The sequence below is a fragment of the Bacillus sp. 105MF genome, from assembly GCF_000374885.1.
Classification (GTDB): domain Bacteria; phylum Bacillota; class Bacilli; order Bacillales; family Bacillaceae_G; genus Bacillus_A; species Bacillus_A pseudomycoides.
Genome location: NZ_KB895570.1, coordinates 213,626 through 234,216 on the forward strand (window position 1 = coordinate 213,626; position 20,591 = coordinate 234,216).

Here is a 20,591-nt window from a genome sequence, read left to right on the forward strand (position 1 = left end):
ATAAGAAAGCTTTAGTGCTCATATAGTAGATGGGGAGAATCTTGTAATTGTGCTATTAAAAAGCGAATCATTATTATAGAAAAACTATTTTCAGAATTTTGAAAAATAACTTTACAAACTCGAAAAAAATAGTAGAATATTAATTAATAAGAATTTTCTGATAATATCATAAGTATTAGAAAATCTCTCAAATTTATCATCGTACATATAATTTAGGGAGGGTACACAAATGAAAAAGATCAAGAAACTAACAGCGGTTGTGGCACCGGTTTTAGCAGTAAGTATGGCGTTATCGGCATGCTCGGGGTCAGGTGGGGATAAGAAGACAAATACAACGTCTAATAGTGGTGAAGAGAAGAAATCTGATATTAAATATGCAGCAAAACAAGTACTAAATCGTACAGAAACAAACGAAATTCCAACGATGGATACTTCTAAAAATACAGATACTCTTGGGTCACAAATTTTAGGGAATACAATGGAAGGGTTATATCGCCTTGATAAAGATAATAAGCCAATCCCAGCTGTGGCAGAATCAAGTACGAAAAGTGGGGATGGAAAAAAGTATACATTTAAACTTCGTAAAGATGCAAAATGGTCTAATGGAGATCCGGTAACAGCAAAAGATTTCGTATTTGCATGGCAACGGTTAGTAGATCCAAAGACAGCTTCTGAATACGCATTTATTGCTTATTATATTAAAAATGCAGAAGCAATTAACCAAGGAAAAGCAGAAGTATCTACATTAGGTGCAAAAGCAGTAGATGATTATACACTTGAAGTTGAGCTGGAAACCGCAGTTCCATATTTCTTGAACTTAACGGCATTTGTATCGTATTACCCACTAAATGAAAAGTTTGTAAAAGAAAAAGGAGATAAATACGGTTTAGAATCTGATACGGTAGTTTATAATGGACCGTTTGTTTTAACTGACTGGAAGCATGAAGAAGGTTGGAAGTTAAAGAAAAATGATAATTATTGGGATAAAAAGAATGTGAAACTAGAAGAAATTAACTATAGTGTTGTAAAAGATATGGCAACTCGTGTAAATCTATATGACAGTGGTCAAATTGACTTTACACTATTATCAGGAGAATTTGTTGATAAATATAAATCGAAGAAGGATGAATTTGGAACATATTCGGAACCAAGTACATTCTACTTACGCTTGAATCAAAAACGTGCTGGTCAAGATACACCATTAAAGAGCAAAAAATTGCGTGAAGCAATTGCGTTGTCAATTAATAAAAAGGATTTAGCAAATGTAATTTTAAATGATGGTTCCAAACCTGCCGATTTCTTAGTTGCAAAAGGATTAGCGAATGGACCGGACGGTAAAGATTTCCAAGAAACGTTTAAAAACGGTTTAAAACAAGATACGAAAAAAGCAGCGGCGGCTTGGGAAGCAGCGAAGAAAGAGCTTGGTAAAGATCAAGTGACACTTGAATTTTTAAACTATGATACGAGTAATGCAAAAAAAGTTGGTGAGTATGTAAAAGATCAAATTGAGAAAAATTTAAAAGGTGTAACAGTTAATATTAAAATGCAGCCATTTAAACAAAAATTAAAATTAGAATCTGAGCAAGATTATGATTTCTCATATGGTGGTTGGAACCCAGACTATGCAGATCCAATGACATATTTAGATATGTTTGAATCAACAAACTCTCAAAACCAAATGAGCTATTCAAATCCAAAATATGATGAAATCATCAAAAAAGGAAAAACAGAGTTAATGGCAGATGCGAAGAAGCGTTGGGAAGAGTTAGGAAAGGCAGAAAAACTGTTGCTTGAAGAAGATGTAGCGCTTGTACCATTACATCAAAATGCTAGATCGTATGTAATGAGACCAAATGTAAAAGGAATTGTAAAACATAATATCAGCCCAGAGTATAGCTTTAAGTGGGCATATGTAACAGAGAAAGATAGCAAGTAATAAAAAAAGCATTTCCAATGGTAATTACTTTACCTTGGAAATGCTTTTTTTATGAGTAATGTGGAGCTACTTTGAGAAAATAGTACGTTATTTTTGCACAGTACATTACGTTTATGCATATAGGTATTCTAGAAAAAAGAAGGAGAATCTTATGAAACGGAATGTATACATTGACTTTTTAGCTTATTACGGAATTGGAAGCGCACATCCTGGTGGTTTTACATTAACAAAACAGTTATTGGCACAGTTACCATTATACCGTGAAGCAAATGTGCTTGAAATAGGATGCGGAACAGGGCGTACAGCAGCTTATATGAAAAAACAATATGGTTATAACGTCACAGCAGTTGAAAATAATGAAATTATGATTCAAAAAGCAAAAAATAGATGGTCACAAGAACAATTATCCATTGAACTGATTAAAGGAACTGCTGAACAGTTGCCGTTTTTAAATGAGAAGTTTGATCTTGTATTAGGTGAATCTGTACTTGCTTTTACAAACAAAGAACAGGTGATTCCTGAATGTTATCGTGTCTTGCAAAAGAACGGGAAACTTGTTGTCATTGAAATGATAATTGAGAAGCACTTAACAAAAGAAGAAGAGGAGAAAATACTACAATTTTACGGAATAAAGGAGTTACACACAGAAAAGGAATGGATCGATTTATTTCAAACGACAAACTACAAAAGGATAATGATTGTAGGTGGAGGAACGATTGCCGAAACGATTGCAGGACAAATGGAACAGCCAGAATGGAACCTGTCACATTTTATTCCGGCTGAATTGTACGATGCATGGGTGCAGCACGAGCAGGTATTGCAAATGTATCAACATATTTTAGGGCACCGTGTATTTATTTGTGAAAAATAAAAAGCAGATTAAAAAATCTGCTTCATTTATCCTACTATTTGTGGGCAGTAATATTCTCACCTCAAAATTTAGCAAAAGCACAGAAGTTAGGTGAGAGATAACCTACCCGTAAAGGCCCGATTGATGAGGGCTGATTAAAGTTTCACTTTATTCGCGTATGATAGGATAACTGTATTCCATTATTTTTGAAAAGGAGTTGACTAAAAATATAGTCGGCTTCTTTGTATATTAGATGAAAAATAATGCAGCTAAAGCAATACCAAAAATAAATCCGAAACCTAATTCAACGGCACCACTTCCGCAAAATCCTCCTCTACAGCCTCCATCAAAGCCACAGCCTCCATCAAAACCAAAGCCTCCATCAAAACCAAAGCCTCTATCAAAACCAAAGCCACAATGGTTACATTGACCTAAACCACCACAAAAATCACAGCCACCACCTGCATATGCATCATGGTAACCAAATCCTGTATCAAAAGATGATCTATAGGGTTCAATCCAAACAGAATCATTTGTCACATCAACAATCTTACCGATATGAACATAACCATCTACATCTTCAATACGTACAACTTTACCAAAATAACGATGACAAGTATTGTAACATTTTTGACAATGCATGTTCTTGCCTCCTTCCATATACAGTAATACGATATGTCATCGGGACAAGTGCGGCTTGTACGATTTACCTAAGTTTCATAATTGTTACGAGAAAGGGGGAATATATGGTGAAAGTGTATGAAAAAGGAGTGGGAAGTATGGAACCTAAAGATCAATTTCAAACATATGAAGTTCCTTGGAATGAATTTACGAATGCCCTTCGTAGTGAAATGGAAAAGCAAGTAGGAGCAGATATTATTGACCAAGTCGTTTGTGATTTAAAGGATGGGTTTGAAGTGTATACATATATACAAGGAGATTTAGATTTTGAATATAAAGAAGAACTTGAACGAAAACTTGGGAGTGATGGGAAAATTCCTAATTTATTAACTGTTATGTTATTAGCAAGTATTTATCATACAAGCGAAGAGAATATTCGTCTGCATGCGGATCGTAAAGACAATCCTATTGTTGAAGTATATGTGAAACAATAAAACACGCTGTTATAGGCGTGTTTTTATTTGTATGGAAAAATGTAAGGAAATTCACACTTTAAGGAGAGGGGATATTGTGATTGCTTTTTCAACAGCGCATCGTATTCCTCATACCATTGCTACAGAAACTTTACAATATTCTTTTTTACGTGAAGATGGTAAGGAAGTTTCATATCTGTTTACGATGACTGTAGAAGTGATAGAAGAGGATATTTAGAAAGCTTTATGCGTAGCAAAAATGACAAGTGGAAGTAGGGAATATTTAAAAAAACACCGTATTCAAAGGTGAAAAGTTATTTTTAATAGAAGAGAAAATCAAACTTTTTTATAGGGATTTTTTGTATGAAGAGTCTGTTTTGATTAATTCGCTTTCAAAACAAGATCGTTACTGAAAAGGAGGTTATCATTCCAGTAATTTAGTTTACATAATGACATTATAATGATCTACATATCCCAAAATACAAGTCATATATCTTGTTTCTTTTCATAAATTTAAACATAGGAATTTGTCTACAAAGGTGGCGAAGCCTCATCATGAAGATTCGAATTTGTGCCACATTCATCTTTTTTCTATTATTGTGTTTGAATCCTTTTTCAACTTTTGCAAAAGGAGAGGAGGCAAAAGAAAGGGTCGTTTCACTTGTATATGATGATTCTGGCAGCATGAGAAATAACGATCGCTGGAAATATGCCAACTATGCTTTGCAAAGTTTAGTTGCATTATTAGATGAAAAAGATAGATTTTCATATGTTCCAATGAGTCGTCCTACTGAAGCGTTAAATATCACACTAACAAATGAAAAAAGACAAACAGAAATTGATCAAATTGGAGCGTGGAAGAATTATTTAAATACGCCGTTTAGCGCAGTAGAGACCGCAATGCAATCTATTAAAAAGGAAGCGGACATAAATGGAAAACGTGAATTTTGGCTTATTGTATTAACTGACGGGGCATTTAATGAATTAGAAAAAGAAAAGACCGGCGGTAAAGAACAAATCACGCAGAAACTGGAACAGTTTAAAAAAGAAATGGAAGCGAAAAAAATATCATTGCATCCAGTTTTAATAACAATGGAAGAAAACTTAGGACAGCAAGAGCAACAACAGATGAATACGTTTAAAGAAATTTGGAAGCAAGAAATAAATGGTATCGTTATGCCAACGAGTGGAGAAGATGGAGTCATTCAAAGTGTAAATCAAGCTGCTGCCTTGGTTGCGAATCGAGATCCGTTTTCTTCTGTTGAATCTGTCGTGAAAACGACTATATCGGGTAACAAATTAGAGATTACTACACCGTTCCCATTAAAACGAATGACACTGGTACAACAATCTTCTACTGCATCGCGATATCGGATAGACCAACTTGCCAAACCATTAGCAGTACAATCTTCCTTTTCAATTCATGCACCAGGAGAATCAAAATTATATGGTGGTATTACCCATATTGGCGCTACGAATCATGAAATAATTAAATCAGGGACATACACGTTAGAAATTGATAGTGGTATTGTGAAAGAAGGATTGAAAGTACTTGTTGAACCAGCGCTTGACTATACCATTGCTACTTATGATAAAGAGGATAAAGCGAAAAAAAACGTTGAGAAAATGTATGAGGGAACGAAAGCAGTGATTGAAGCGAAACCGACGGATTTACCAATACAATCTTCGTATTTCCAAGCAGAAGTAGAACTAGATGGAAAGCTGTATCCGATGAAATGGGATGATAAAGCACATGTGTTTTACTATGAATTACAAATTAAAAACCAATTTGTACGTGGGAAAGTTCATATGAATATAAAAGGGTTTTACAGGCAAACGAGAGAATTCCGAATTGATCCGATACCAAAGGCAAAATTATCTTTGCAAGTCATTACGAAAGATTATAAAGAAAAGGTGACGAATTTAGACAAGAGTAAACCATTTGTCCTGCAGCCATTACTGAATGGTGAACCAATGACAGAAGTGGAGGTAAAAAAGCTACTGCAATCTACTGGTGTCACATCTCATCAATCGATTAACTACGAATTGCGGCAACATGACAATCAAATTTATGTGTATCCTCGTCCTTACTACTCCGATACATTCAATTTTACAGATACCGGCACCATAGAAGCTACCATCACTATAAACGATTCAAAGTTACAAGAAGTGAAGAAAACGATTTCGTTTCATATTCAAAATGCACCATTTTGGGAACGGTATGCGCTAATTTTTCAATTTGTAATCCCGTTTGCCTTACTGCTTTTGCTTGTTGTGATTCTTATTTTAGGGTGGATTGTCCGGCCAAGGTTTCATCGTAAAGCAATGTTATATTACGAATGGGATCAAGAAGTAGCAAAAGATTGGCTCTATCAATCTGAACCAGAATTATTAAGAAACAAGTGGTGGAAACATTATTTTGGTATTCCATTTCGAGCAGAACGAAAGACGGTACAATCAGTAACTTTTATAGCAAAAAAAGGTTCGAAGTCTATATTTGTAGCAAAGGAATCACAAGTGATTGGTATGATTATTGACGGTATGTTTATAACAGAGGAAGAGGCCGGAAATGAGCATAAGACATTATATCCGAACGAGATTTTACTAATTGATCGTGGGTATGGAAAAGAAATTTATCGATATGAATGTGAATAATAGGAAGTTCAAATAGGAAGGTGGTTCACATGACATTACAAGTTCCAACAATTTTAATTGGCTTAGGTGGAATCGGGAGTACCGTTACACACCAAATATATGAGAAATTGCCAGAGGAACGACGTAAAAAGGTAGCGATGCATGTCTTTGATACAGATGTGAATACATTAAGTAAATTTGAGCATATTCGTAAGTTCAAGACACAAACGAGCTCTAGTAAAACGCCGCGAGAATATATTGCAGGGGATCCAACGATTCCGGAATGGTTTCCAATGGACCCTACTATTCTAGATAAGCCGTTAACTGAAGGAGCTGGTCAACTGCGTGTGATTTCACGCTTAGCTCTTCGGGCAGCGATGAAAGAAGATAAATTGACTGCTTTTTGGCAAGAAATCGAAAAGATTTTTCCTGTCACAAGTGATCAAACAGAGTATGGTGTTCGAGTTATTATCGTTACATCGTTAGCTGGTGGTACCGGTTCGGGTATGTTCTTACAAATTGCGTTGTACCTACGTGAAATGCTTCGGAAAAAACTGCAGCATCATAACATTTTAATACGCGGTGCGTTTTTAATGCCGGATGCACTTGTTAAGACACGTACCATTAGTGCGAAAGAATTTGAAACTGTTCAGGCAAATGGTTATGCGTCATTAAAAGAACTTCATGCGATTACACTTGGCTCAACGGGTGAATTATCAAAGCGGGGCGGTGTAACAATTGAACTAGAGTATCGTCCAGATCAAGTGGATGAAGACGGAAGAACGAATCATACAATTAAAGAGCATCATTTACCATATAATTATTGTTTCTTATATGATTATGAAAATTTACACGGTCATCATTTACACAATCTATCAGATTACATGGAACAAATGACAAACACGATTTATTTACAGCTATTTAGTCCGATGTCCACAAGTCATTTTGCACAAGAAGATAATCAGATTCAGCAATTGGCAGAATCGAATGGAAAAGCACGTTATTGTGGTGCTGGAACTGCAAAGCTTATTTATCCATATGAACATGTGCTAAAATACTGTGCCTTGAAATGGGCTGTGCAAGGATTAGATGAATCCTGGCTACATTTAGATCAATTGTTTCAAGAGAAAAAACAGCGGTATGAACAAGATGTTCGTCGTGGTATGCAGCGTGAGAAGCCAGAGCGGGGAAAGAGTTATTTAGAAGATTTAGAGCATCTTGCCACTCGCCCAGAGCAAGCACATATTTTCTATAGACAAATGTACAATGAAACACGCGAAGGTGCAGAAGGTGGTAAGGTAGGCGTTGCGAAATCCAAGTTATTTTTAGAAGCGGTTGAAAGTTATGTACAGCGTACTGTACAAAAAGATGAAGAATTAAATAGGTTGCAGCATGAGTGTAAAATATCTGCCGCAAAGCTTAAAATGATGGAGCAAATGAAGGGTGAAGTGGCAAGAGTTGATCATGCTGTTAGGTTGTATGCCTATGCGATACCAAGCCGTGTGCATGAGCACGTGACGACACTTTTATATGACATGATAGAATCAGATCGATATACACCGAGTGGATCAGAGGGACAGTCATACCAACTAAATACATGGTTTTTAAAGAAAACAGAAGCTGTTCATCCAGTGGCTGCTCGTTTTATGCTATATGAAATTCGGAAACAATTAGTAGAGAAAATGAATCGTTTACATGAGAATAATGAACAGAAGCGTAATTTAATTCAAAACTATGATAAGAAATTTAATGTAAGCAATATTGATGGTACAGTTACAGCAGTGCGACGTGTTGAGCTGGCGCAACAACAAGGCTGGTTTGGAAAAATGTTCTATAATCAGCAGCGTACGTTCCGAAAAGAATTTGAAGATATAGTCACGCAATATGTGCATAAGTTGAATGAATATCGTAAAGAAATGTTACTGGAACTCGTTTATCAATCGCTATATCAGGCAGTAAATAAAATGATCCAACACTGGGAAAGATTCTTTGATAATTTACAAGAAACACGTGAAAATTTGCTGTTTGAAATTCAAAAACGCAGCAAAGAATTTGAAGGGAAAACAAATCCAACGAATGTATATGTGTTAGCAGATGAAAAGCTACAAGAAAAAATATGGCAAGATATGCAGCAGCATTTAAACTTAGGTGTGCTTCCAAAGGATATATCAGCAGAGATGTATATGAGCTTGTATGCGGAATATTGCCGCGATGCACAAGCAGAGGAAAGTCAATCGAAGAAAGTAGAGGATTTTTATCGGGAGCATATTTTAACGTATTGTTATAACGAGCTCCAAGTCCGATATCGTGACAAATTAGAACTCAATATTATTGAAGCATTGCGAAAAGAAGCTGATTTTAAAAAGCGTGATCGTAATGAATATGTGAGAGAAAAAATTGAAGATCTCTTCCATCTAGCAAGCCCATTTATCCCGAAGGTAGCCCATCATCGAGAGTTACAATATTGGGGTATACATCCATCACTAAAACAGGAACTACAGGAAGAACTATTGCAAGAAATGTTTCAAGAAAAAGATACAGTGAATGAAGCATTTTCACCATTTGAAGTAATTTGTTACCGAGCTCATTATGGATTATCATTACAAGATTTTCCTAAGCTTTCATCTGGACATCTTGCAAATGGTTTTATGAATGATAAAGGAGATTATTTTCAGTCTTATTATCGACGTGTGAATAAATTGAATATTAAAAAATCTAATTTAACACCACATTTAGATAAATATTGGCACTTACCAGCCTTCATGCCCGATTTAAATGCAACGCAAACGAAGCTAGATTATGATAAATGTAATCGTGCTCTTCTTTATGCATATATGTACCGGTGGATTAGTCTTGTCGCTGTCGATGGTCAATTTGTATATCAATATAATGGTGTAGGGCGAAGCTTTTTAATTCAGTCAATGGGGAAAAACATTTCAAGTGAAAGCTATAAATTACATCGAGCATTACTTCATAATCCGTTTATTTATGAAAATATTTTGTCCCGTTTTGAAGAAGAGCAGGAAAAAGCAATGCTCCAAGGCGGACATTTGTATACACAGGCCTTTGTATTAGGGGCTCAGGATGTGAGATGGCTTAGAAAAGAGCACGTTCATAATATTTTAGACATTATTTTAATGTACGACCGGGAGGCAAAATACGATCCAACGTTAGAAGAAACATCAGATGAATTATTGCGATTACTTCTTGATGAAATCGAGTTGTATTTCCAAAATTATTATGGAACAGGTGCAGATATGGTTGCGAAGAAAGAGAAAGAAATGTTTGTAAAACAACTATGGGACCGTTCGTATGCGAAAGGGTATGTTGATCCAAATAGTGCGCCTTATAAAAAATGGCAGCACTTATTACATGTTCAAGATGAAGAACAAGATACAAAAACGAATGTGTAGGGGAAAGATAGGGAACCCTTAAGTATGGAAATACTATTTATGAAAAGAGGGGTTCTAGGTGCCATTTTTAGGAAGTGTGTATCAAATATTTGGATTATATCCGGAGATTTATCATGCGATGATTTCTGTGGAAATGCAGGAAGAAGAATTACGTAATGAGCATGTGGAAAAGAGAAATGAAATAGAAATGGAAGATTAAGAAAAAACCATGCAGATTTTTATCTGCATGGTTTTTAATGATTCGTTTTCGGAGTACTAGTAATGAATTTCATTCGGAATACAAAAATAAAGTAACCAATACACCCTCCAATAAATGCAGGACAGATCCAGCCTAAACCTGCATCGTATAAAGGAAGAATTTTAGAAAAAGTAACATTAATTGCTTGAATAGGTATATTTGCTGCATTTAGTCCATCAAACAAACTAACGACAAAAGTTAGGAGTAAGCTCCATTGATATACCTCTGTTCTACCTTTAAATATAGGGTGTAGAATTGTTAAAACAATTAGCATAATTGCTAGTGGATATATCGCTGTAAGTACCGGAACAGAAACCGCAATTAATTCTGTCAAACCAAGATTTGCAATCAATGCGCTAAAAATAGAAAGCATAACAGCAAATGTTTTATAAGATATTTTCGGGAATACTTTATGGAAGTATGAAGAGCATGCTGTTACAAGTCCAACGCTTGTTGTTAAACATGCAACAGTAATCATTAAGCCTAACAATAAATTTCCTAAAGAACTAAAATAATAATTAGCTACTTTAGCTAATACTTCTCCTCCATTTGTTAAGTGCCCTAGTTTAGATACGCTAGCGGCTCCCATATAAGAAAGGGAAGTATAGACAATTGTTAATACAATTGCTGCAATACCAGCAGCCTTCGCACAAACGCTCACTATTTCTTTTTTATCATAAGTACCCTTCTCTTTTATAGCATTGATAATAATAATACCGAATACAAAAGATGCAAGTGTATCCATTGTTAAGTAGCCTTCTTGGAAACCTTTAAAAAAAGAATTGTTCACGAATTCTTTTGTAGGTGCCTGAATAGGGCCGATTGGTTGGACAAACGCTGCAACTACTAAAATCCCGATGAATGTAAGTTTGATAGGTGTTAAAAGTTTCCCAACAACATCTACAATTTTCGTTGGATTAAATGAGAACCAACATGTAATACTAAAGAAAATGATTGTGAAAATAAGTAATGCAACCGTTTCTGTTCCGTCAGATAAAAATGGTTTTACACCTATTTCAAAAGAAACACTTCCAGCTCTAGGGAGTGCAAATAACGGACCAATTGCTAAATAAAGAATAAATGTGTACACAGCACTGAACCAAGGATGAACACGATTCGCTAATGTTTGTAAATCATCACTATCAGAAATGCCAAATGCTAGAACGCCTAGCAAAGGAAGACCTACTCCTGTAATTAAAAATCCAGCAGTAGCAATCCACACATTATGCCCAGCTGCTTGTCCTAACATAGCTGGGAAAATTAAATTTCCAGCACCAAAAAACAGTGCAAATAACATAAGGCCGATTACAAGGACACGAGAAAAGGGTACTTTATTTGCCAACTTAAAACCTCCATTGAAATAATTCTTTAAAATACCATAATGCCACATAGAAAATTCTGAATTTTAAAATTGTTATATTCACAACGTTTTTTATTATACTCATATGAAATTTATATAGCAACCAAAAAAAAAATTTTTGAATTAATAATAAAAAGTAAATTTATGATATGAAATTTATATCATGCAAATAATAGAGTTAAGATACAATCAAGTGACTATGGTTTTTATTTCACAAAAATAATTTCAATTATGAAATAGTTGAGCGCACATGTGTCTTGTAGGGGGTAATGAATAAAACATTAATATTAGAAAAATGAATCAAGGGATATTCCTGGTAATAATTGAGATTTAATAATTTGGATTTGTAAAATAACAATCTTTATTACATAATTATCCATTCTAGAGTAATTGATCTTATTATTGACAATTGAATTAATTATATGATAAATTCAATCCTGTTTCTTAGTGATGCATCATTTGAAAGAATATCGTATAGATAATTTCAAATGTGCATTTCGAAAAATTCTGTTTTTTCGAAATGCAAAGTTTAGAAATAAGTAAAAATTATAGCTATTGAAAAATAATAATTATAAAAACTTTAAAAAGGAAAAGAAGAAGTTGTACTTAGTAAGGGATTATATTGAAAACGAGGTTTCTATTAATGAGTCTACTAATTAAAAAGGAAATGAATGAAGAAAAGAAAAGGGTATTGAACCAAACGTTAGGAGCATTTGATTTAACTCTTTTAGGAATCGGGGCAATTATTGGAACTGGTATTTTTGTATTAACAGGTATTGTGGCAGCGAAACATGCTGGCCCGGCAATTGTTCTATCTTTTGTATTGGCTGCAATTGTTTGTGCATGTGTGGCATTTTGTTATGCTGAATTTGCTTCTACTGTTCCAGTATCCGGTAGTGTATATTCTTATACATATATTACATTAGGAGAAATTTTTGCTTTTATAGTTGGTTGGTGTGTCATGTTAGAGTATTTATTAGCGACCTCTGCGGTAGCAGCTGGGTGGTCCGCTTATTTTCAATCATTACTTCTAGGATTTCATATTAAAATTCCTACTCTTTTTGCCTCGGCACCGGGCATGGGGAAAGGTGGAATCATTGATTTACCTGCAGTTTTTATTGTTTTAGTTGTTACATTTTTATTAAGTCGTGGTGCGAAAGAAAGTGCGCGTATTAACAATATAATGGTTATTATTAAACTTGCTGTTATTTTAGGATTTATTATTGTAGGTGGACAATATGTGAAACCAGAGAATTGGCAACCATTTCTTCCGTTTGGATTTCACGGTGTTATTGGAGGAGCGGCTACTGTATTTTTTGCCTTTTTAGGTTTTGATGCAGTTGCTACAGCAGCTGAAGAAGTGAAACGCCCACAACGCAATGTTCCAATTGGTCTTCTTGTATCGTTATGTATTTGTACAATTCTTTATATTGGTGTTTCATTTATTTTAACAGGAATGGTACCATTTACTGAATTGAATGTAGCTGATCCAGTTGCATATGCATTGCGTGTTGTAGGAGAGGATAAAATTGCAGGTTTGTTATCAGTAGGAGCCATTGCTGGTTTAACTACAGTTCTTTTGGTAGCCATGTTTGCTTTTGTACGGGTATCTTACTCAATGAGTCGAGATGGATTACTTCCAAAGAAGCTTTCAAGTGTGCATAAACGTTTTCAAACACCATTCCTTAATACGTGGATTACAGGAATGCTCGCAGCACTTTTAGCGGGGCTTGTAGATTTGAATTTATTGGCGAATTTAGTGAATGTGGGAACGATAACAGCTTTTATATTTGTATGTATTTCGGTAATTGTACTGCGTAAAACAAACCCAAATATTGAAAGACCATTTCGTGCACCGTTGGTTCCTTTTTTACCGATAATGTCAATAATAAGTTGTATGTATTTAGCTTTAAATCTTTCTAAAGTAACTTTAATCAGTTTTATGGTTTGGGTTATGATAGGTATTTTGGTTTATTTTGTGTATGCTAAAAAGCATAGTAATGTAAGAAAAAGAAATGGCGCATAAAGTGTAATAACCATCCCCTAAGGTGGGGTGTTGGCCATCATCAATTTAGCTTTACTGCCTGCGAATAGCGGATAAATAATTAAAATAACAGCTGTAGGCTGAAAAGATAGCTTGTTTACAAGTAATTCTTTACTGTCTACAGCGATTTTTATTTGTATATAAATAAAAACCCCATTATTGTAGAAAGAATTAAATTTAAAAAAGAAAGTGATGTGAGAATTAATAATGTTCGTAAAATGTATGTATATATTGTGTATTAGTGTCATTGCTTTTTCGATGATGGGACTTGATAAACGTAAAGCAGTGAAAAAACAATGGCGTACCCCTGAGAGTACATTGTTTTTAATGTCTGCAGCAGGAGGAGCAATCGGAACGTGGATTGGAATGTATGTTTTTCACCATAAAACTCATAAAAATAAATTTAAAATGGGTATACCGCTTCTTGTTGCTATAACTTCATATGTTTTATGGGTAATTTAGGTTTACTTGGTTAGTTAGAGTTCGTGCAACAAATTAGGTTCCTATGAGGAGTCTAAAAGGAATTTAGCTGTTTTCTGCTAGGTTCTGAAGTATGTCATATTAAAAATAAGTAAGTTTTTTGAAAAAGGAATTTCATTGTCGAAAAAGATAGGGAGAGAATATTTGTAAAGGTTTAAAGATACACCTTATAATGAAGGGAAAAAGAGAAGAGGAGAAAAGGGAAGATGGAGAGTCAAAAAGCACTGCAAAAGCAAGGGATTTTATACGCAGCTGGTGCTTATATGATGTGGGGAGTTCTTCCGATTTACTGGAAATGGGTGGGGGAAGTTCCTGCAGAAGAGATATTAGCACATCGTATTGTTTGGGCATTTGTTTTTATGTTACTAATTTTGGGAGTATCGAGACGATTGGGGCAATTTCAGAGTGAGCTTGTGAGTCTTTTTAAACGACCTAAATTATTAATTTCATTAACGATCGCTTCCGTTTTAATTAGTGGGAATTGGTTTGTGTACATATGGGCTGTGAATCAGAATCATATCATTGAAGCGAGTCTTGGTTATTATATTAATCCTCTTGTAAGTATTTTACTTGGTACAGTTGTTTTGAAAGAAAAACTTAACTTTTGGCAATATGTTGCAGTTGGTTTAGCAGGAATAGGTGTTATTATTTTAGCGTTTCGATACGGTTCAATTCCATGGATTGCTCTTTCACTGGCATTTACATTTGGGTTATATGGGTTAACCAAGAAATTGCTGAATTATGATGTAATGATAGGACTTACGATGGAAACAATGATTGTGACGCCTCTTGCATTCATTTATTTAGTTATGATTGGTGAGCATGGTTTTGGTTCGTTTGGCTCTATTTCGTTTACTTCAACGCTAATTTTAATGGGAGCAGGGATTGTTACTGCATTACCACTTTTTTATTTTGCAAAAGGAGCACAACTTATTCCGCTATATATGATTGGATTTTTACAATATATTTCTCCGACTATTAATCTTATTTTAGGAGTTTTTGTGTTCCATGAGCATTTTACATCGGCTCATATGACAGCATTTTTCTTTATTTGGGTTGCATTATTGATATTTTCGGTGGCAAAAACAAAGTTTTTGCTTCGTAAGCAACCGAAATTTCTTAAAAATAAATCAGCAAAAGTATCATAAAGCGTAGTATTTTCTACGCTTTTTTCTTTATACTTATAGTATGGAATTTCCATTACCGAAAGTAGGGAGCTGGAAATATGGAAACAATTTTACATAATGATCCGCTTATGGCAGCTGTAATTGCCTGGTTTTTGGCGCAATTAACGAAAGTTATTTTTAAGTTAGTAAAGACAAAAGAGTTCGACTTTGCACAGTTTTTTGCTTCTGGTGGAATGCCAAGCTCTCATTCTTCAACAGTTACAGCGTTAGCAACAGGTGTTGGGATGGTGGAAGGAATCACGAGTGCAGTGTTTGCTATAGCAGTCATTTTTGCTATTATTGTCATGTACGATGCTTCAGGAGTAAGGCTCGCGGTAAGTAAACAGGCGAAGATTTTAAATGATTTTTTTCATGGCAGACAAACCGAATATAAAAAGCTGAATGAGCTTGTTGGACACACGCCTTATCAAGTGGTTGTCGGAGCTATTTTAGGAATTGTTGTTGGAATTGGATATTGTTTATGAGCAGAATGTATATTTACATGTTCTGCTTTTATATGTTTTATACATAATTGCGTGTGAAGTGGAATATCGTATACGGATTTAGAAAGGGTAGGTGAAAAGGGTGTTATTATATGAAAAAGTGAGTCAAGAAGTCGAGCGGAAAGTTACTGCACTTCGAACGATGCAATATCAAGATGGGGCTTGGCGTTTTTGTTTTGAAGGTTCTCCATTAACGGATTGTCATATGATTTTGTTATTAATATTATTAGGACAAAATAGTGAGATGGAGCCATTTGTTACTCGAGTTGCATCTCTTCAAACAACTGAAGGAACCTGGAAGCTATATGAAGATGAATCTGTTGGCAATTTGTCTACTACAATTAATGCATATGTCGCTTTACTTGCTTCTGGAAGGTATACGAAAGAAGATATAAATATGAAGCGTGCAGAAGCATTTATTCGGAGGCAGGGTGGGATTACAAAGGCTCACTTTATGACGAAGTTTTTATTAGCGCTCCATGGAGGATATGAATATCCTTCTTTATTTCACTTCCCAACGCCCATGTTATTTTTACCTGAAGATTCCCCGCTTAGTATATTTGAGCTAAGTAGTTCCGCACGTATTCACCTTATTCCGATGATGATTTGTATGAATAAACGATTTACTGTGTCCAAAACGATTCTTCCTAATTTAGATTATATTTCAGGTGGGAGTAAAAACCAGTGGTTCCGTGAAGAACGTTCACCATTGTTTCAAACGCTTCTTGGTGATGTGAAAAAGTTTTTATCTTATCCGTTATCTTTACAACATAAGGGATATAAAGAAGCAGAGCGTTTTATGATTAAGCGGATTGAAACAAATGGAACACTATACAGTTATGCGAGTGCTACATTTTATATGATTTATGCATTGCTTGCACTTGGGCATTCGATTCAGTCACAGCTTATTTCCAATGCAGTATTAGGGTTGAAATCTTATATATGGAATATGAACAAGGGGACACATCTTCAAAATTCACCATCTACAGTGTGGGATACAGCTTTACTAAGTTATTCGTTGCAAGAAGCAGGTGTACCACATGATAACCAAATGATTCAAAAAGTGACAGATTATTTGTTGCAAAAACAACATAAAGAGAAAAAAGATTGGAGTGTGCATGCTCCAATACTTGACGCTGGAGGTTGGGGCTTTTCAGATATTAATACGACAATTCCTGATATTGATGATACGACAGCTACACTTAGAGCGTTAGCGCGAAGTAGGAAAGGGAATCAAAAAGTAGAAGAAGCTTGGAAAAAAGGAATTGAATGGGTGAGGGGATTACAAAATATTGATGGGGGCTGGGCTGCTTTTGAAAGAGGTGTAACGAATCGTTTACTGGCCGATTTACCTCTTGATAACGCAGGAGACATGACTACGGACCCATCTACGTCAGATATTACAGGTAGGGTGTTGGAGTTTTTTGGAACATATGCTCCGCACCAGCTAAAAGATGACCAAAAGGATCGAGCAATTAAATGGTTAATGCAAGCACAGGAGAAGAATGGATCATGGTATGGAAAATGGGGAGTGTGCTACATATACGGTACTTGGGCAGTCCTCACAGGTTTACGTGCTGTAGGAGTTCCATCTAATCATACAGCTTTACAAAAAGCAGCTACATGGTTAGAGCGTATTCAACATAACGATGGAGGTTGGGGAGAGTCTTGCAGGAGTAGCATAGAAAAGCATTTTATTTCGTTACCGTTTAGTACACCATCACAAACGGCATGGGCACTCGATGCACTTATTACTTTTTGTGATACGGAAACACCTGTCATTCGAAAAGGGATTTCTTATTTACTTGCACATCTAAATCAGAATCAGGATTATCCTACAGGCATAGGGCTACCAGATGGTTTTTATATTCGCTACCATAGCTACCATCATATATTTCCAATCCTTACTTTTGCGCATTATATCAAAAAATATATGAAATAAACCGAGAAATGATCTCGGTTTATTTCATTTTGTATGGGTAGTAGTAGGTCCCAATTGCAAAAGGATAAGGGCGAGATAGCGCCTTATTTTTGTTTAGACTGGCGTTTTTGACGTGCATCGGCGGCGTCAGCACGTGCATTTGCTTCTAAGTCATCATGATCAGCAAGTTCACGAGAGAACTCTACATCGATGCCATCAGAAGTTTTGCTATACCCTAGGTTCTTTTTGTTCATTCGACACAATCTCCTTGTGTTTATGCTATGTTGCAAGTTTAGTTTGACACAAATAGACTTTTTTATACAAAAAGGATTTGGAAAGCATAAAGCCGAAATATACAGTATAAGTAATAGAAATGGGGGATAGGGATGGATTTTTTACATGGGAAAACAGCTGTTGTAACAGGAGCAGCGCAAGGGATTGGGAAAGAAATTGCTTGTACTTTTGCAAAGTTAGGTGCAAAGGTGTTAATCAGTGATGTAAATGAGAAGAAATTAAAAGAAACAGCAAGAGAATTTTTAGACCAAGGATATGAAGTAAGTTTATACGCATGTGATGTGAGTAATCAAAGTGAAGCGAAATCGTTAGTCGAATACGCAGTTCAAACATTTGGAGAATTACATGTTTTAGTGAATAATGCAGGGATTACAAGAGATGCGATGTTACATAAAATGGAGAAATCAGCTTGGGAGCAAGTAATGCAAGTAAATTTAACAGGTGTGTTTTATTGTATGCAACCGGCACTTCTTTACATGAGGCAGCAACAATTTGGACGTATCATCAATATTTCTTCGATTAGTAGGGAAGGTAATATTGGGCAAGCAAATTATGCTGCAACGAAAGCGGGCGTCATTGGATTAACAAAAACGGCAGCAAAAGAAGTGGGCGGATTTGGTATTACTTGTAATGCCATTTGTCCCGGTTTTATGGATACAGATATGACAAAAACAATACCAGATAAAGTGAAAGAGAAGATGGTTGGTGCAATCCCAGTTGGAAGAATTGGAATGCCACAAGATATCGCGAATGCAGCGGCCTTTTTCGCTTCAGAGTATGCTTCTTATATTACAGGCGAGGTATTAAATGTGAGTGGTGGCTTGCAAGTGTAAGAGATAGTTCCATATTTTCAAATATGTTACGGAATAAAATAATTGGATTTTCTAAAAAATTTGTTACATAATAAGTAGAGCCTGACCAACTTTGGTCAGGCCCTTTCATTTAGTTTAGGTTCACCCAAACACTCTTCACTTCTGTATAGTTATTTAATGCATAAGAACCCATTTCACGGCCAAGGCCAGATTGCTTAAATCCACCAAATGGAGAAGCTGCATCAAATACGTTGTAACAGTTTACCCATACTGTACCAGCACGAACTTTACTTGCAATGTAATGTGCACTCTTTACATTTTCTGTCCATACACCAGCGGCTAAGCCAAATGATGACTTGTTTGCACGTTCAATTACTTCGTCAATATCATTAAACGGCAATGCAGAGATGACAGGACCAAAAATTTCTTCTTTTGCAATTGTCATTTCATCATTTACGTCCGCAAATACAGTTGGAGCGACGAAATAACCTTGCTCGTATGGTTTGTTTCCACCAACAAGTACTTCTGCGCCTTCTTCGATCCCTTTTTCAATGTATCCCATAACGCGTTTTTGTTGTTCTTCAGAAACAAGAGGTCCAATTGTAGTTTGTGGATCTAGACCTGCACCTTGTGTTAATTTTTTTGAATATAGAACAAGGTCAGCCATAACATTATCATACATTTTCTTTGGAATAAATAAACGTGACCCTGCACAGCATACTTGACCTTGGTTAAACATAACACCGGAAAGTGCTGCTGGGATTGCTCGAGATAAATCAGCATCTGGTAAAATAATATTCGGTGATTTACCTCCAAGTTCTAATGTAACTCGTTTTAATGTTTCAGATGCTTGTCTCATAATTTGTTTACCAACCGGAGTAGAACCCGTAAATGCAATTTTATCAACGAGAGGATGATTGACAAGAGCTTGTCCAGCTGTCTCGCCAAATCCTGGTACGATGTTGACAACGCCTTTTGGGAATCCAGCCTCTTCAAATAATTCAGCTAAGTATAGAGCGGAAAGAGGTGTTTGTTCTGCTGGCTTCAATACGATTGTACAACCAGTTGCAAGAGCAGCCCCCATTTTCCACATTGCCATAAGGAGTGGGAAGTTCCACGGAATAATTTGCCCAACAACACCAACAGCTTCATGGCGTGTATAGTTAAAATATTCACCAGAGACTGGGATTGTTTGACCGACAATTTTTGTAGCCCAGCCAGCGTAATAACGCATATGTTCAATTGCAAGCGGAATATCTGCTGCTAATGTTTCACGGATTGGTTTACCGTTATCTAATGTTTCAAGTTGTGCCAGTTCTTCTTTATGTTCTTCCATTAAATCAGCAAGCTTGTACATAAGACGGCTTCGTTCAGCGCTACTCATACGTGACCAAGGACCTTCATCGAAGGCCTGTCTTGCAGCCATTACGGCTTTATGAATGTCTTCGCGACCAGCTTCTGAAACAATCGCAAGTGTTTCACCAGTTGCTGGGTTTGGAGTTTTAAATGTCTTTCCAGAAGCGCTTTCAACAAAAGCTCCATTCACATATAATTTTTTTGTTCCTTGAAGAAATTTCTCTACTTTTTCATGAAGATTTACAGCTAGTTGACTCATTGTATAACCCCCTTGAAAATATAATGTAAACGCAGTACGAGACGGCGTTTATTCCTGTAACAAAGTTGTAAAGAAACTAGATGGAAGACCTCTAATTTTAATCATAAATAACGAAGACTGAAAATTCAAATTTCATTTACGTTACAATTGTAAAAATTATGTAATACGGAGTTGGATTCTATATATTTGCAAAAAATCCTTCTAGTTTTTCTTTTCTAGTAGGAAAAACTA

Annotated in this window: 17 protein-coding genes; 13 read left to right on the top strand and 4 right to left on the bottom strand. The window is 35.7% G+C overall.

The genetic code is table 11. The features are described from left to right. Positions 1 to 229: 229 nt before the first annotated feature. Both C564_RS0110890 and C564_RS0110895 read left to right on the top strand, forming a co-directional pair. Positions 230 to 1,936 carry a peptide ABC transporter substrate-binding protein gene (locus C564_RS0110890; protein WP_003199023.1) on the top strand — a complete coding sequence of 569 codons (1,707 nt, stop codon included), beginning with the start codon at positions 230 to 232 and terminating at the stop codon, positions 1,934 to 1,936. A 151-nt stretch (positions 1,937 to 2,087) separates the two neighbouring features. Beyond that, a complete protein-coding gene (locus C564_RS0110895; RefSeq protein WP_018765353.1) occupies positions 2,088 to 2,807 on the top strand; it encodes a class I SAM-dependent methyltransferase in 720 nt (239 codons plus the stop codon). Positions 2,808 to 3,035: 228 nt separating this feature from the next. On the opposite strand, the gene C564_RS0110900 is transcribed toward C564_RS0110895, so the two are convergent. After that, positions 3,036 to 3,428: a hypothetical protein gene (locus C564_RS0110900; protein WP_018765354.1), complete on the bottom strand. Its 393-nt coding sequence runs from the start codon at positions 3,426 to 3,428 to the stop codon at positions 3,036 to 3,038. Positions 3,429 to 3,565: 137 nt separating this feature from the next. Here C564_RS0110900 and C564_RS0110905 point away from each other — a divergent pair, with 137 nt between their 5' ends. The 5 genes from C564_RS0110905 (at position 3,566) to C564_RS0110925 (ending at position 10,126) form a co-directional block, all read left to right on the top strand. Then, complete coding sequence (locus C564_RS0110905) at positions 3,566 to 3,901, top strand: hypothetical protein (RefSeq protein ID WP_026008529.1); 336 nt, start codon at positions 3,566 to 3,568, stop codon at positions 3,899 to 3,901. A gap of 31 nt (positions 3,902 to 3,932) precedes the next feature. Beyond that, positions 3,933 to 4,118 carry a hypothetical protein gene (locus C564_RS36145; protein ID WP_003199012.1) on the top strand — a complete coding sequence of 62 codons (186 nt, stop codon included), beginning with the start codon at positions 3,933 to 3,935 and terminating at the stop codon, positions 4,116 to 4,118. A gap of 317 nt (positions 4,119 to 4,435) precedes the next feature. After that, positions 4,436 to 6,535, top strand: a complete 2,100-nt coding sequence (locus tag C564_RS0110915) for a vWA domain-containing protein (protein WP_018765356.1) — start codon at positions 4,436 to 4,438, stop codon at positions 6,533 to 6,535. A gap of 29 nt (positions 6,536 to 6,564) precedes the next feature. Continuing rightward, positions 6,565 to 9,927 carry a tubulin-like doman-containing protein gene (locus tag C564_RS0110920; protein ID WP_018765357.1) on the top strand — a complete coding sequence of 1,121 codons (3,363 nt, stop codon included), beginning with the start codon at positions 6,565 to 6,567 and terminating at the stop codon, positions 9,925 to 9,927. A 58-nt stretch (positions 9,928 to 9,985) separates the two neighbouring features. Then, positions 9,986 to 10,126, top strand: a complete 141-nt coding sequence (locus tag C564_RS0110925; RefSeq protein ID WP_003199007.1) for a hypothetical protein — start codon at positions 9,986 to 9,988, stop codon at positions 10,124 to 10,126. A gap of 34 nt (positions 10,127 to 10,160) precedes the next feature. On the opposite strand, the gene brnQ is transcribed toward C564_RS0110925, so the two are convergent. Beyond that, entirely contained in the window at positions 10,161 to 11,507 is a 1,347-nt protein-coding gene (gene brnQ, locus C564_RS0110930; RefSeq protein WP_018765358.1) for a branched-chain amino acid transport system II carrier protein, read from the bottom strand. 661 nt (positions 11,508 to 12,168) lie between these two features. Between brnQ and C564_RS0110935 the strand changes: the two genes are divergently transcribed. The 5 genes from C564_RS0110935 to C564_RS0110955 all read left to right on the top strand — a co-directional run bounded on the left by C564_RS0110935 (position 12,169) and on the right by C564_RS0110955 (position 17,660). After that, positions 12,169 to 13,551, top strand: coding sequence for an APC family permease (locus tag C564_RS0110935; RefSeq protein ID WP_003207911.1), 1,383 nt, complete (start codon positions 12,169 to 12,171; stop codon positions 13,549 to 13,551). Between the two features lie 225 nt (positions 13,552 to 13,776). Beyond that, positions 13,777 to 14,031, top strand: coding sequence for a DUF1294 domain-containing protein (locus C564_RS0110940; RefSeq protein WP_018765359.1), 255 nt, complete (start codon positions 13,777 to 13,779; stop codon positions 14,029 to 14,031). A gap of 224 nt (positions 14,032 to 14,255) precedes the next feature. Beyond that, positions 14,256 to 15,197 (top strand): EamA family transporter RarD, encoded by a 942-nt coding sequence (gene rarD / locus C564_RS0110945; protein ID WP_018765360.1) that lies wholly within the window; start codon positions 14,256 to 14,258, stop codon positions 15,195 to 15,197. A 77-nt stretch (positions 15,198 to 15,274) separates the two neighbouring features. Then, positions 15,275 to 15,700: a divergent PAP2 family protein gene (locus C564_RS0110950; protein ID WP_018765361.1), complete on the top strand. Its 426-nt coding sequence runs from the start codon at positions 15,275 to 15,277 to the stop codon at positions 15,698 to 15,700. A 100-nt stretch (positions 15,701 to 15,800) separates the two neighbouring features. After that, a complete protein-coding gene (locus tag C564_RS0110955) occupies positions 15,801 to 17,660 on the top strand; it encodes a terpene cyclase/mutase family protein (RefSeq protein WP_018765362.1) in 1,860 nt (619 codons plus the stop codon). 83 nt (positions 17,661 to 17,743) lie between these two features. On the opposite strand, the gene C564_RS0110960 is transcribed toward C564_RS0110955, so the two are convergent. Next, on the bottom strand, positions 17,744 to 17,893 hold the full coding sequence (locus tag C564_RS0110960; RefSeq protein ID WP_003198992.1) for a YfhD family protein: 150 nt from the start codon (positions 17,891 to 17,893) through the stop codon (positions 17,744 to 17,746). Positions 17,894 to 18,025: 132 nt separating this feature from the next. Between C564_RS0110960 and fabG the strand changes: the two genes are divergently transcribed. Further along, a complete protein-coding gene (gene fabG / locus C564_RS0110965) occupies positions 18,026 to 18,766 on the top strand; it encodes a 3-oxoacyl-ACP reductase FabG (protein ID WP_003198990.1) in 741 nt (246 codons plus the stop codon). A 109-nt stretch (positions 18,767 to 18,875) separates the two neighbouring features. Here the strand turns inward: fabG and C564_RS0110970 are convergent, their stop codons facing one another. After that, positions 18,876 to 20,360 carry an aldehyde dehydrogenase family protein gene (locus C564_RS0110970; protein ID WP_018765363.1) on the bottom strand — a complete coding sequence of 495 codons (1,485 nt, stop codon included), beginning with the start codon at positions 20,358 to 20,360 and terminating at the stop codon, positions 18,876 to 18,878. Between the last annotated feature and the right edge of the window lie 231 nt (positions 20,361 to 20,591).